This is a genomic window from Trichormus sp. NMC-1 (assembly GCF_001858025.1).
Taxonomy (GTDB): domain Bacteria; phylum Cyanobacteriota; class Cyanobacteriia; order Cyanobacteriales; family Nostocaceae; genus Anabaena.
Genome location: NZ_LZQD01000001.1, coordinates 967,600 through 979,838, shown reverse-complemented (window position 1 = coordinate 979,838; position 12,239 = coordinate 967,600). Strand labels below are relative to the sequence as shown.

14 protein-coding genes are annotated in these 12,239 nt (G+C 39.4%); 5 read left to right on the top strand and 9 right to left on the bottom strand.

Features of this window, described 5'->3' with window-relative positions:
• Window positions 1-193: 193 nt before the first annotated feature.
• From A9Y75_RS04320 to A9Y75_RS04305, 4 genes are all read right to left on the bottom strand, one after another.
• On the bottom strand, window positions 194-592 hold the full coding sequence (locus tag A9Y75_RS04320) for a DUF1830 domain-containing protein (protein ID WP_071188314.1): 399 nt from the start codon (window positions 590-592) through the stop codon (window positions 194-196).
• A 358-nt stretch (window positions 593-950) separates the two neighbouring features.
• Window positions 951-1,898: a hypothetical protein gene (locus A9Y75_RS04315; RefSeq protein WP_071188313.1), complete on the bottom strand. Its 948-nt coding sequence runs from the start codon at window positions 1,896-1,898 to the stop codon at window positions 951-953.
• A gap of 524 nt (window positions 1,899-2,422) precedes the next feature.
• On the bottom strand, window positions 2,423-2,938 hold the full coding sequence (locus tag A9Y75_RS04310) for a hypothetical protein (protein ID WP_143046355.1): 516 nt from the start codon (window positions 2,936-2,938) through the stop codon (window positions 2,423-2,425).
• Between the two features lie 401 nt (window positions 2,939-3,339).
• Window positions 3,340-3,873, bottom strand: a complete 534-nt coding sequence (locus A9Y75_RS04305) for a PEP-CTERM sorting domain-containing protein (RefSeq protein WP_143046354.1) — start codon at window positions 3,871-3,873, stop codon at window positions 3,340-3,342.
• 340 nt (window positions 3,874-4,213) lie between these two features.
• On the opposite strand from A9Y75_RS04305, the gene A9Y75_RS04300 reads away from it, so the two are divergent.
• From A9Y75_RS04300 to A9Y75_RS04290, 3 genes are all read left to right on the top strand, one after another.
• Window positions 4,214-5,806 carry a photosystem II high light acclimation radical SAM protein gene (locus tag A9Y75_RS04300; RefSeq protein ID WP_071188310.1) on the top strand — a complete coding sequence of 531 codons (1,593 nt, stop codon included), beginning with the start codon at window positions 4,214-4,216 and terminating at the stop codon, window positions 5,804-5,806.
• A gap of 104 nt (window positions 5,807-5,910) precedes the next feature.
• Complete coding sequence (locus A9Y75_RS04295; protein WP_071188309.1) at window positions 5,911-7,287, top strand: DICT sensory domain-containing protein; 1,377 nt, start codon at window positions 5,911-5,913, stop codon at window positions 7,285-7,287.
• Entirely contained in the window at window positions 7,284-7,922 is a 639-nt protein-coding gene (locus A9Y75_RS04290) for a pentapeptide repeat-containing protein (RefSeq protein WP_071188308.1), read from the top strand. The genes A9Y75_RS04295 and A9Y75_RS04290 overlap by 4 nt, the downstream gene beginning before the upstream one ends.
• Before the next feature lie 283 nt (window positions 7,923-8,205).
• On the opposite strand, the gene A9Y75_RS04285 is transcribed toward A9Y75_RS04290, so the two are convergent.
• From A9Y75_RS04285 to clpS, 4 genes are all read right to left on the bottom strand, one after another.
• Complete coding sequence (locus A9Y75_RS04285) at window positions 8,206-8,427, bottom strand: DUF4351 domain-containing protein (RefSeq protein WP_071188307.1); 222 nt, start codon at window positions 8,425-8,427, stop codon at window positions 8,206-8,208.
• 63 nt (window positions 8,428-8,490) lie between these two features.
• A complete protein-coding gene (locus A9Y75_RS04280) occupies window positions 8,491-8,823 on the bottom strand; it encodes a hypothetical protein (RefSeq protein ID WP_236721324.1) in 333 nt (110 codons plus the stop codon).
• A gap of 194 nt (window positions 8,824-9,017) precedes the next feature.
• The gene (locus A9Y75_RS04275) at window positions 9,018-9,845 is read right to left on the bottom strand and encodes a type II CAAX endopeptidase family protein (RefSeq protein WP_071188306.1); all 828 of its coding nucleotides are present in this window, start codon (window positions 9,843-9,845) and stop codon (window positions 9,018-9,020) included.
• A gap of 129 nt (window positions 9,846-9,974) precedes the next feature.
• Window positions 9,975-10,256 carry an ATP-dependent Clp protease adapter ClpS gene (clpS, locus tag A9Y75_RS04270; protein WP_071188305.1) on the bottom strand — a complete coding sequence of 94 codons (282 nt, stop codon included), beginning with the start codon at window positions 10,254-10,256 and terminating at the stop codon, window positions 9,975-9,977.
• Between the two features lie 275 nt (window positions 10,257-10,531).
• Here clpS and A9Y75_RS04265 point away from each other — a divergent pair, with 275 nt between their 5' ends.
• The gene (locus A9Y75_RS04265; RefSeq protein WP_177176103.1) at window positions 10,532-10,888 is read left to right on the top strand and encodes a hypothetical protein; all 357 of its coding nucleotides are present in this window, start codon (window positions 10,532-10,534) and stop codon (window positions 10,886-10,888) included.
• Between the two features lie 45 nt (window positions 10,889-10,933).
• On the opposite strand, the gene A9Y75_RS04260 is transcribed toward A9Y75_RS04265, so the two are convergent.
• Entirely contained in the window at window positions 10,934-11,131 is a 198-nt protein-coding gene (locus A9Y75_RS04260) for a hypothetical protein (protein WP_071188817.1), read from the bottom strand.
• Between the two features lie 467 nt (window positions 11,132-11,598).
• Here A9Y75_RS04260 and A9Y75_RS04255 point away from each other — a divergent pair, with 467 nt between their 5' ends.
• Entirely contained in the window at window positions 11,599-11,901 is a 303-nt protein-coding gene (locus tag A9Y75_RS04255; protein ID WP_071188304.1) for an STAS domain-containing protein, read from the top strand.
• The last annotated feature ends 338 nt before the right edge of the window (window positions 11,902-12,239 follow it).

Sequence of the window (12,239 nt, the reverse complement as noted above, 5' to 3'; positions counted from 1 at the left end):
TTTAACTTTTTTTGATAGGCTGCTTTTCAGCATTTAATTGAGTTACACCCATCTGTATAAAATTATATCATTTTGTCAAAAAACCAAGAAGTGTTCATCACCTCTCTTTCGGGTAGGTGAGAGGTTTCTACTGTTTAAGCTAAACAAAAAAGGCTGCTGAATTCAGCAACCCTAAAAATTGAGAAAATTTTTTTCAATCAACCGATGCTAATCCCAGAATTTGTAAGGGTTTTGTAGAATCTTCAACTTTTGTATTTATGGAAGAACCCATCGAAGTGTTATTTATCGAGTTTATTTCTTCTGAAGAGTCTGTATCATCACACTCATCACTAGTAGTTTCCCTGAGAGCAAGGCGATCGCACCCAATTGTATCTGATAAAATTGCACTTGCCATCATTCCCGTATGAATCTCCATCTGAGCTTCTTTCGGGGCTTCAAAAACTAACCTTTGTCCAGGAAACACGACCCTTTCAAAGTACCAGTTAGGAATATTGGAAATGCGAGCCACCTGCATTTTACTCGTGGCATTGACGTAGCAGCAGAGAATTTTCCCCGATTGCTCTGGTGGTAGAGGATCTAATATTTGAGCCATAACTGCTGAGGAGCTTTTACGCCACAATTTTACATTACACAAGCAAAACTAACATCGCCCGATCCCCAGTTGCTGTAACTCCGACTACCAACTAGTATTTTCTGCATTATTTCTATCTAAAGTTATGTCTTTTTTATAAAAATTTCCTGACAAAAAGAATAGATACCCGATTTCTCAAGGAAACCGGGTATCTGGATATTTTAGAATTTTAAATAGTTCTTCCTTATCAATTTAATGATAACAGATTTTTAATCTGTTGTCAATCCCCCAATACACTTTATGTTCAACAACAGAAATGATGGAAAGCCAAAAGTTTCTCAAAGAGATTTAAGTGTCCTTCTTCCTCTGTAACAGATGTTTATTGTGCAAATCTAGCTAATAACTCCTCACGAGATAATTGTAAAAGCAAAGGAGTAAATTCTTCTCTGGACATTGCAATCAGAGGGTTGATAATTGTCGCTAACTGTGAATCAACTGCACCAAACCGTACTTGCAGGATACTTTCAATCATAGCGCGTCGTTCTCTTTCTATACCTTCTTGTCGTCCTTCTTGTCGTCCTTCTTGAAGTCCTTCTTGTCGTTCGTGTTTTTTAATCTCTTCTAATTGTTGCTGATACATCTGGGATAATTTCATAATTAACTCCTGATCATCTTGATCAATATCTTGTTCTTGTCGTTGACGTGCAGATAACACAGCAATTAGGTCATGTACTAATTCTATGACATCTGCAAGAAACGGACTATTATTTGCTAGTGCTTCTAATTCTTCTACTGCTTGTCTTTGTACTTTTCCTCTACCTAATATCCTCAAGAACAGGTTTTCGGGTGTACTGGGAAGTTGATGAATTACAACAATTACGGTTTTTAATCCTTTTGGCAAAAAATAAAGACCTTTTTGCCAGTTTTCTTCGTCCACAGTACCATTAAAACTCTCTAGAATTTCTACTGATGCTGTAGGAGTAAAAATCCATAATTGGGGTAATTCTGTTTCGGTTATTCGCGTATCATTGCGTTTAGATTCCCGTTCTAAGTCTGCATGAACGTCAAACAATTTACCCATACAACTGCGAATTTCACTTTTGCTGACAGGGTTACGAAATGGTTCAAATATGGCATAATTTGTCGCCATTCGTCCTAGAATTCCTAGTGTTTCTAAAGTTTGTGTTGGTTGGGGTGAGGGTATAAACAATACGTCAACTTGTCTGACTTCTGCGGTGATATCTTTGCTGGTTTCTACTTCTCCGTAAGGTGTTAATAGTTGTGTTAGATATTGTTTGGCGAATTGGTCATGTATAAAGCGAGTCATCAAATTTTAATTCCTGTTACAGCAGAATTCAGGAGTCAGGAGTCAGGAGTCAGGAGTCAGGAGTAAAACTGGCTTGGTGTCTAAGTTTCAATTTTGATTCTGTACCTCATTGATCTGCAATCTGCTGTATTATCCTGTTCATCCTTAAATCCTGATTCTCACAAGAAACATCAATTTCACATTTTTGAATCAAACTAATTTAGGGGTTTAGCATTGCTAAACCCCTATCCAATTTATCGTTATCATATTTAATTTAAAATACTTCTTCCTTATCGAGTTCATGATAACAAATTTCAAATCAGTTGTCAACCCCTAAATACTCTCTTTTTGTGCTTTTGTCTGAATCAGGATTTAAGGATTTACAGGATGGTTTTTTGTGGGTGTGAGGATTTGAGAAGATAGGAATTTTTGTCAGTTTATAAAGTGCGTCAGGCTACAGAAATCTATCAAATAAACAGATTCTTAAATATCCAACGCACCCTAATAAACCATCCTGTACATCCTTAAATCCTGGACATCCTGATTCAGACAGTCTCTACAGGGTTAACAACGAGGGTTTTTGCTGCTAGACGTTTTTTAGCTTTTCTCATCAACCCTAGAGCAAATAGAGAACCGACTGTAGGGATGGTTGCACCTCCGGGAATGTCGAAGGGTACGGGAGTGGCATTGAACACTCCAGTCCCAATAATATCTTCTAAACCCTCTTGCCATATACTTGTTAGACCCCCAGAAAAATATATTGCAAAGGTATCACTTGCAGTAGAGAACCCCACGCCACGCCCTGTAAGAGGAAATAAGTTATCCACACCGGCTCCCCCAATTATAGTACCGATAGGTAACAACCCAGTTATGGCAGTACCACCCACTGTACCAGTAAAACTTGTTATTGTTCCACCAGTCTGATCGAATGTTCCACTAGTGTTTGATAAACCCGTGTAATTCCAGTTATACGTTAAAGCTTGCGCTGGAGATGCACTACTAATGACAATACCAGCAACAGCACCACCAACCACTAATGGCAAAATCCGAGATAATTTCATCACTGTTTCCCTTTTTTCTTGTTTGCAAATAACATCAACCGCACAAAACAACCAGTGATTCAAAGTTGAGAAAAAAAATTGAACACCTGAGCATTTAGATACTAACTAGATTGTAAAAAAAACAACAAAGTTGTCTAGTATCTTTACTGAAGTTTTATATGAGTATTTATTATGTTTCGTTATATTTCACGTCACTGCACAGTAGCAGAACTTGTGCAAGCAATTTTTTTGTGGTAAGTAAATTTACGGTTATTAAGAACTGGCTGATTTAATAGTCAGTTAATAGAGTGCATCAGACTACAAGAATCTATCAAATAAACAGATTCTTAAATATCCAACGCACCCTAATAAACCATCCTGTACATCCTTAAATCCTGGACATCCTGATTCTGACAGTTAATCTATGAAACTACAGGGTTAACAACGAGGGTTTTTGCTGCTAGACGTTTTTTAGCTTGTCTCATCAATCCTAGAGCAAATAGAGAACCGACTGTGGGGATGGTTGCACCACCGGGAATGTCGAAGGGGACGGGTGTTGATGCAGATGCGGTGAAAGTTACACTAATATTAGAGTCTCTCCAGCCTGTTGCAGAAGAATAAGACACATTGAACGGATTACCCCCTGCAAAGTAAGCAAAAGCACCGCCATTGGTTAGGTAAGGTGAAGACAGAGAAATCAGATTATTATTTCCAAAAACTCCCGCTCCTAGTAAGGAGTTTATGGTATTACTATTTCTAGTACCAGTGATAGCAGAAATAGTGTAAAAACCTGAACCGTTTGGAGTGTCGTTTGTGGTAAATGTTCCCGCAGCATTAACTCCCGTACCAGTATAACTCCAAGTCCAATCCAAAGCTTGCGCTGGAGATGCACCACTAACCACCATACCAGCCACAGCACTACCAACAACCAATGGCAGAATTCGAGATAATTTCATCACATTGTCCTTTATTTTCTTGTTTGCAATGCAAATAACGTCAGTCACAAAAAGCAAGCGGTAATTCAAAGTCCAGAAAACAACTTCGACACCCAAGCATTGAGGTATTAACTGCATTGTAAAAAAAAACAACAAGTGTGTCTAGTATTTTTATCGAAATTTTATATGATTCTGTTGTCTTTCTTGTCACCCCAAAGTAGTAGCAATTGAGCAAGCAATTTTCTTGGTAGCGAGTAAATTTACGTAGTTCAATAATTAGCTGATTCAATAAATCAAGCAAAATAAAAATAAATATTGGTAAATTAATATTAAGCCCACAAATTCCCTCAAAATCGGTAAGATGGAAGTTAAAACAACTATGACGGAAAACCGAATACTTTACGTTCGCCTTCCCTGTAACCCCATCTTTCCTATTGGGGTTGTTTATCTTTCAGATCACGTCCACAAGCAGTTTCCTGATATTGAACAGCGGATTTTTGACTTAGGCACAGTACCACCTTTAGAATACAATACTGCCCTAGATGCCTGTATTGATGAATTTAAACCCACACTCCTAGTCTTTTCTTGGCGAGATATTCAAATATATGCCCCAGTGGGTGGACGGGGCGGCAATCCGTTACAAAACGCCTTTGAATTTTACTATGCCAAAAACCCATTCATCAAATTACGCGGTGCATTAGGCGGTTTACGAATTTTTATCGCCTACTATGTAGAATTGTGGCGTAACTTAGGCTTAGTCAAACGTGGTTTAAAACGCGCCCAACAATATCACTCTCAAGCGCGTGTAGTTCTTGGTGGTGGTGCAGTCAGTGTATTTTATCAGCAGTTGGGTAAAAGCTTACCCAAAGGGACTATAATCTCTGTAGGTGAAGGAGAAACTTTGCTGACAAAATTCCTGGGTGGACAAGAATTTCGAGATGAACGCTGTTACGTAGTGGGAGAAAATCAACCACGACAACGCCTCATTCATGAACAACCGACACCCTTAGAAAAAACTGCTTGTAACTACGACTATATCGAAACCATCTGGCCGGAATTTAATTATTACCTGCAAGATCAGGATTTTTACGTTGGTGTCCAAACCAAACGTGGTTGTCCTCATAACTGCTGTTATTGCGTTTACACAGTGGTTGAAGGTAAACAAGTACGTATTAATCCTGCCGATGAAGTCGTAGCTGAGATGCGACAATTATACAATCGTGGTATTCGTAACTTCTGGTTTACCGATGCTCAATTTATCCCCGCCCGCAAATATATTGATGATGCTGTCGAACTTTTACAGAAAATTGTCGATTCTGGCATGACAGATATTAACTGGGCAGCATACATTAGAGCAGACAACTTAACACCAGAATTGTGTGAGTTGATGGCTAAAACGGGGATGAACTATTTTGAAATCGGCATTACTAGCGGTTCTCAAGAACTTGTACGTAAAATGCGGATGGGTTACAATCTGCGAACTGTGTTACAAAACTGTCGTGACTTAAAAGCAGCGGGCTTTAATGATTTAGTTTCCGTCAATTACTCATTTAACGTCATTGACGAACGTCATGAAACCATTCGCCAAACGATCGCTTATCATCGGGAATTAGAACGGATTTTCGGTGCTGATAAAGTCGAACCTGCTATTTTCTTCATTGGATTGCAACCTCATACCCATTTAGAAGAATATGCTTTCAAAGAAGGTATCCTCAAACCAGGTTATGATCCGATGAGTTTGATGCCTTGGACAGCTAAAAAACTCTTATGGAACCCGGAACCACTCGGTTCATTTTTTGGAGAAGTCTGTTTACAAGCTTGGCGACGCAACCCCAACGATTTCGGACGAGAAGTGATGAACATCTTAGAAGAAAAATTGGGTTGTGCTGAGTTAGAAACAGCACTTTCTGCGCCAATAGAAGCAAAAGAAAAGCAACTTGTAGCTATTAACTAGGGAACAGGGAACAGGGAACAGGGAACAGGAAAATTCAATATTCTGAACTCTAGTCACCTGTCACCTGTCACCTGTCACCTGTCACCTCTTTCTCCCCAATCCCCATGTTAGAAGGTTCAATTCTCCAACAACTGGAAACAGCCCACCGTCACAGCACCAGGCCAATTCACTTTGGCGTGTACTATAAAAATACCCTAGTAGCTCTGTGTCATGCTTTAGAAGACCATATATTAACTGAGGACGGAGAGCCTTTAGTGATTACGGCCTTCCAAATGGGTAAATGGTATTTGCAAGAAGCAAATAGATATGCAGAGATTGCCCAGCGCAGCCGTGAAATTGCTATTATGGCCTCTGCCGATGCTGGTTTTGCAGAACACACTACAAGCCAGTTACCTAATGTCCATTTAGTGCCTATAGAAGCGGGTGATCCTGTAGAACAAGAGTGGCACTTAATTATTCTCTCACCTAAATACACAGCGATGGTAATTTGTCAAGAATTATCAGAGGGTGATTATGGGATTGGTGGTTTACCAGCATCGGATTTAGAACGTAAATTTTATGGTTTATGGACATTTGAACCGGAGTTGGTGAGAGAGACAGCAGAAATTGCGATCGCTCACATCGAAAAATATAACCCAGAACTGGCAAATAAACTCACCGCCCATAAACAAGCAATTCAGGCTGCGATTATTTCACCAAAAGACTTAGGTGTAGTCGTTTCTCGCGTTGTCGATTACCTGCAAACTGGACAAGAGAATTCTATTCCCGTCGCCCTAGATCGTAACTTGGTTTCTAACGAAATCCAGGCATTTTTGCGAATGGCACAATTAATGGATTTAGCAGATATCAACACCCCTATGGCTGCCGCAGAAGTTGTGGCAATTTGTGAAACAATGGGGCAGTTGTTGGATTTACCCGCATGGCAAATTAAAAGATTGCGCCTTGCTGGTTTATTACACCGCATAGATCCACTACAAAAAGCAGAAAGCGTCTTCACTGCCGGTGCATCTACAGGTTATGAAGAAGCCCCCAGTTGTCCTTTAACTTGTCCTCTAGTACCAGGGGCGCAGGTATTAAGAACAATGCCACGACTGCGCGCAATTGCCCAAATTATCACTCACCAAACAGAGTGGTGGAATGGAACAGGAGAACCAGCAGGTTTAGCTGGAGATGAAATTCCCCTAGAATCAAGAATTTTAGCCTTAGCAGCAGACTTTCAATGGCGAGTTTGTCAACAACAATATTCAGAACAAAGCGGACAAGATATATTTGCTCAAGCTTTAGATTATTGTCGAAAGCAACAATCGACCCGTTTTGATCCTAAACTTGTAGATACCCTAACTTTGTTAGTCATGGGTTTACAACAGGGACTAGACTTACCCCTAATGACACCCAAAGTCAGTAGTAGTATGTGGTTACTTGATTCCCGATGGGATAGCCATAGCAAAAGTAGTCAGGAGATTAATAGTTACCCCAAATGAACATTGAAGCTATTAGATTAGGAAAAATCAAAGAACTGGCAGGGGCAAACTTAGAAGATGAGGAACTATCCCAAGTAGATTTAAACCGCATCAACTTAGCCGGTGCTACCTTGGTGGGTGCTAACTTCGCTGGTTCTAAACTGGAAGGTGGGCATTTAGAAGGTGCTAACTTAATGGGAGCAAACCTGCAAGAAACTGACTTGCGGGCTAACCTCATGGGAGCAAATTTGATGCAAGCAGACTTAACTAGTGCTGACTTGCGAGGTAGTAATTTGCGTGGTGCTAACTTCATGGGCGCTACACTCAGCGACGCATCTTTAGCAGGTGCTTTTTTAAGTGGTGCTAATTTGATGAGTGTTAACTTGCAAGGCGTTGATTTGCGAGGCGCTGACTTACGTGGTGTTAACCTGACAGGGGCAAATCTCAAAGGTGCAGACTTGAGTTGTGCTGATTTACAAGGGGCGTTATTAAGTGAAGCTAACCTGGAAGAAGCCGACTTGCGAGGTGCAAATTTGGCTGGGGCGAATTTGACAGGAGCTAATTTACTTTGTGCAGAGTTAGAAGCTGCAAATTTGCGAGGAATTAATTTAGATCGGGCTTGTTTGGTAGGTACAATGCTGGAGGTATTTTCTTAATTCTGATTTTTTCTTATGAATGATATATCAAGTCGTTGGCAAGAATGGCTAACTGTATTCGCCTATTTAGGGATTACATTATTTATTATTTGGCGTATATTTGCACCTGAAAATAAATAAAATGGCGTTGCTGAGTGAATCTATGAATTTGTTTCATGAGAGTTCGATAGCGAAGCTGACTGTCTCCCTTACGTGACTCGTAGAAAAGGTATCGCTTTTAGAGTATTTCTGAAATGAGCAATAACATCTCAATTTTTTAGTTGATTTGCTGACAGCTAAATGGTTACAGATTATCTAACCAATCCCGCAAATTCTCCACAGTTGCAAAATCCCATAATGCTTCCCCTAAAATTTCAAGATTTTCAACATCCAAACCCCTAACTTGAGCTTCTAAATCAGCATTAATTTCACCTAGTTTGCGCTTGATTTGACGCACAACCAAATCTTTTTCTCTTTGAATCCCTTGCTCAATCCCTTGTCTCATCCAACTAGTGACAATTTGCATAACGTCCTCCTGTTCTTCTTGTCTGAATGAACCTAATTCTGTTTGAATGGCTAGACATGATAGTTACTTCTTAAAAAAACTACAAATCATCTCACCAGGACTATTCTCTGTAAATTGGGCTAAACTCCCGTCTTTATTCACCTTAAACTTGGCGCGACAATTGTAAATTTCCACAGGTGTTTTCATCCCATCTACACTTACAGCCGCTCTATATTCCCAATATTTTTTTGCACTGCGTTTGATACTCAAAATACAAATTTTCTGCCCATCATAATTGTGACAAACTATAGCCCAAGCTGGAGATGCTAAAGAAAAAGAACATATTAATAACAGTAAAATCACAAGATATTTAATCATAATTAGGGCTTGCTGTTCGCGGAGCGTGCCGTTAGGCATATAAATGTAAAACCTAGATAGCTCAAGGGATTCAGGGCTAAAAAAGTTAAGTTGGTGCAAGGAATAGACATTTTACCCATCAAAAACTTATCACTTTTCCGCCAAAGCAACTATTCAAAAGCTGCTTCTAATTCTTCCTCCTGACTCCTGACTCCTGACTCCTAACCCTAACGGAAAGACTTTTTCAGCAAGCCCTAATTAAATTTAGTACTTCTGCTTCGCATCCACCAAGCCAACCCACTCATAAATAGCACTCCCATTATTCCCTGTAAAGGATTATTATTTACACCTGTCACCCAGTCAGGAACTACTCCCGAATATTTTGTTAATTCTCCCACATTAATAATGTAATAACCCCAAACTAAACCACCATGTAAACCAATTGGTAAACCCAAACGCCCTCTACAAGAATCTTTCCCCCATACTTGCGTTAAACCTAGCAATACTAAAGCTGGGAATTGTGGCAAAGTATGAATAATTGCCTCTAAAGGTTTAATAAAATGGGCAATAGCAAATAAAATAGAATTGATCCACATTGCTATAGCTGGTTTGTAATCTCGCTGCAACTCATCTAGTAACCAGCCCCGAAATAACAATTCTTCCGCAAAACCAACACCTAAACTTACCAACAACCCTTCTAAAACTATTTTTAGCAGAAAAACTTTCGGTTGTTGCCATACTAACCAACCTAGCAAACCTTGTAAACTAAATAAAACTAAAACACTAAGTAGTCCAATAGCTAACCCACGCAATGCATATACGCCATTTAAGCGTGTAAATTCTAATCCATAATAGCTGAATATTTGCGATCGCTGATAGACTTGTTTTCCCCATAGCGTGAGCAGAAAAATAAACTCTACATACAGCGCCACTATTGTCAAGATACTTGCTAAATTAGTATCAGGCACTAATCGGTAAATTGGTACAGCTAGGGGTAGCCATAATAATAACAAAACCAATATAAAACAACCCAACCTAACCAGGACGGGTCGTTGGGCGAGTTTAGCTAAGTTGATTTTCATCATAAGTGGGTCAAGTCGCTTCTCTACGAGACGCTGCGCGAACGCTCCAATTAAAAATTAAAAAAAGGTCAATAATCATTAGTCCAGTATATGTATTTATCCTCATGACCAATGACTAATGACTAATGACTATTCGTCAGGTTCAATGGTGCTACTCAAACCATGACTTTTCAGTGTTTCGCAATAAAACTCAGCCGGTTCCAGAGCGCAGGTAATTACTAAGGCTAACCCGTTTTGATGGGCTTCCATCATGATGCTTACAGCTTGAGGCTGGGTAATGCTCGGTACAGTAGTCATTAACACTTGAACCACATACTCCATAGGGTTATAGTCATCGTTATGGAGCAAAACGCGATACCGAGGCGCGAGCTTGCGGGATGTGGAACGCTTCTCAATGGTTTCGACTGACACTACTCTTTGCTCTTTTATACTTGATTTATGACAACAAGGTTTCTGTTTAGCATTTGCTTAACAGTTGTTTACTTGATCTTATAACATTTCTGTTCTAATTCCAGGCAGAAAAATGTTTGCTGTCAGGATATTATTTGTGGTGACAACTAAGAAATCCTCGGCGCTTACATTATACTACATGGGTAGTACGAAAATATCTATCAAAAATACTACCTTCCGACTTCTAAAATTAAGAAAGCTGCAACACAATTATCCCTCACTGCGGCTTCCTGATTATGGATATTAGCCCCAAATTTCAGCCGGGACAAATTGTATCTTTGGATGATGGTGACAGAAATCTTTACGCAGAAGTCGTTCAAGTTGTGATTTCTCGTGATTTGTGCTGGGTTCGTCCTTTATTGTTGGCTAACTTCACCTACGAACCACCGCTAATCAACGATTTGCGAGATGCACCTGACCTGTTTTGGCCTGTAAATTTATTTCGACCGGCTATGGATACAGAAGTCATTACCCTATTCAGCCAACTTTCACCCAAACAACCAAAAGCTGACATAGACCCAGTTGCTCAGGCTCATCTTAATCAGTTTATTCACCAATTTTGGCAATCTCTCCCAGAGGGTAAACAATTGTGAAGTTATAAATACTAGATTTAATAACTCAGGATTTATTTTGGATGATTATCCCCAGGTAGGGACTAGTTTAACTCGACCAGCATCCATCTCTGCCATTAGCAATTCTAGGGCTTCGTAGTCAACATCGGATATGTAACCCAGTTGCGTCAGTTCTGAGTTGATTTCGTTTTCTATTTCTGGGGTTAGTTTTTTGATGTGTAACGCTTTTTCTACCAGTTGACGAATTGCGTATCGAGTGTTCATAGGGAATAAACCAACTGTCATTATTACTCATTATCCAAGATAAACTTCGGTATAAAAAGTGATCTGGATGCATGATGTATAGTGATTTAGATCACTATCGAATTTTCAACCCACGCTTTGTTGTTAACCCTGTTTCTTGCCATTGCAAAAGGTAACAATTAGGGTTGAGATATACATATACTTTTGCTCAGATCCTCTTAATTTACAGATATGGCAGAGTTTATCACTATATCTACATAAAATTAATCTGCATTTGGGCTGTCTATGTTGATTGTTTTTTAACTCGCACAAAAAAAATGTATATAAGAATACATTTTATCTTGTAATTATGACAATCTTTAAATAGAAGCACTAAAGTAATAAAGATTCAGCAAAGTAACTAAAGACGTATAGCCAATCCGGGAAAAACAGTTTATGTTCAAGTAAACTACGCTCTGGAGTTCACCAGCTTGAATCAGGATGTGACTATGTTGAAAACTCTCAACCAGCCAAAACTTACAGTGATTCGTCCCCAAGGCTGTTTAAATGCCACAAACGCGTGGGAATTTGAACAAGAGATGAAATCTGCTTTGGCGCAAGATACAAATACAATTGTACTTGTGGATTTAGGCTCAGTAGAAGCCATAGACAGTGCAGGCTTAATGGCTTTGGTGTCTGCACACAAGCTCGCAGATAGTTTAGGACAGACTTTTCGGTTAAGTGCTATGTCCCCGACGATCAGAATAATTTTTGAATTAACCCAACTTGATCGGGTTTTTGAGATATTTTAAGCTGATTCCGATTTGACAACTCAAAGTCTGAAAGTAAAAAAAGCTTCTAGTATTGGCTGGCTTTGGCATCATTTACAACTTTGATTTAATTTTATTTTTGTGTATCCCTTACGGAAGCGTATAATTTACGCCACGCCAGCTAAAGCCACAATGGACTGCGCCGGACGCTTTAAAACTCAGTACAACGCGAAGAAGCTTCTTTTCTGGTTACCTGTTCCCTATTCTCTTCTACCTACCCAACTAAATGTGGCTACGCCACGCAAGCCATCCAAAATCAAAGTAGTGTATGAGCCTAAATTTCAGATGAGAAGTAAATTTTTGTAAAACAGTTGTAATTT

Coding starts and splice junctions, on each gene's coding strand:
- A9Y75_RS04320 (WP_071188314.1), bottom strand. CDS start 592: ATGGCTCAAATATTAGATCCTCTACCACCAGAGCAATCGGGGAAAATT.
- A9Y75_RS04260 (WP_071188817.1), bottom strand. CDS start 11,131: ATGAACACTCGATACGCAATTCGTCAACTGGTAGAAAAAGCGTTACAC.
- A9Y75_RS04305 (WP_143046354.1), bottom strand. CDS start 3,873: ATGAAATTATCTCGAATTCTGCCATTGGTTGTTGGTAGTGCTGTGGCT.
- A9Y75_RS04290 (WP_071188308.1), top strand. CDS start 7,284: ATGAACATTGAAGCTATTAGATTAGGAAAAATCAAAGAACTGGCAGGG.
- A9Y75_RS04295 (WP_071188309.1), top strand. CDS start 5,911: ATGTTAGAAGGTTCAATTCTCCAACAACTGGAAACAGCCCACCGTCAC.
- A9Y75_RS04265 (WP_177176103.1), top strand. CDS start 10,532: ATGGATATTAGCCCCAAATTTCAGCCGGGACAAATTGTATCTTTGGAT.
- A9Y75_RS04255 (WP_071188304.1), top strand. CDS start 11,599: ATGTTGAAAACTCTCAACCAGCCAAAACTTACAGTGATTCGTCCCCAA.
- A9Y75_RS04280 (WP_236721324.1), bottom strand. CDS start 8,823: ATGCCTAACGGCACGCTCCGCGAACAGCAAGCCCTAATTATGATTAAA.
- A9Y75_RS04310 (WP_143046355.1), bottom strand. CDS start 2,938: ATGAAATTATCTCGGATTTTGCCATTAGTGGTTGGTGGTGCTGTTGCT.
- A9Y75_RS04275 (WP_071188306.1), bottom strand. CDS start 9,845: ATGAAAATCAACTTAGCTAAACTCGCCCAACGACCCGTCCTGGTTAGG.
- A9Y75_RS04285 (WP_071188307.1), bottom strand. CDS start 8,427: ATGCAAATTGTCACTAGTTGGATGAGACAAGGGATTGAGCAAGGGATT.
- A9Y75_RS04315 (WP_071188313.1), bottom strand. CDS start 1,898: ATGACTCGCTTTATACATGACCAATTCGCCAAACAATATCTAACACAA.
- A9Y75_RS04300 (WP_071188310.1), top strand. CDS start 4,214: ATGGAAGTTAAAACAACTATGACGGAAAACCGAATACTTTACGTTCGC.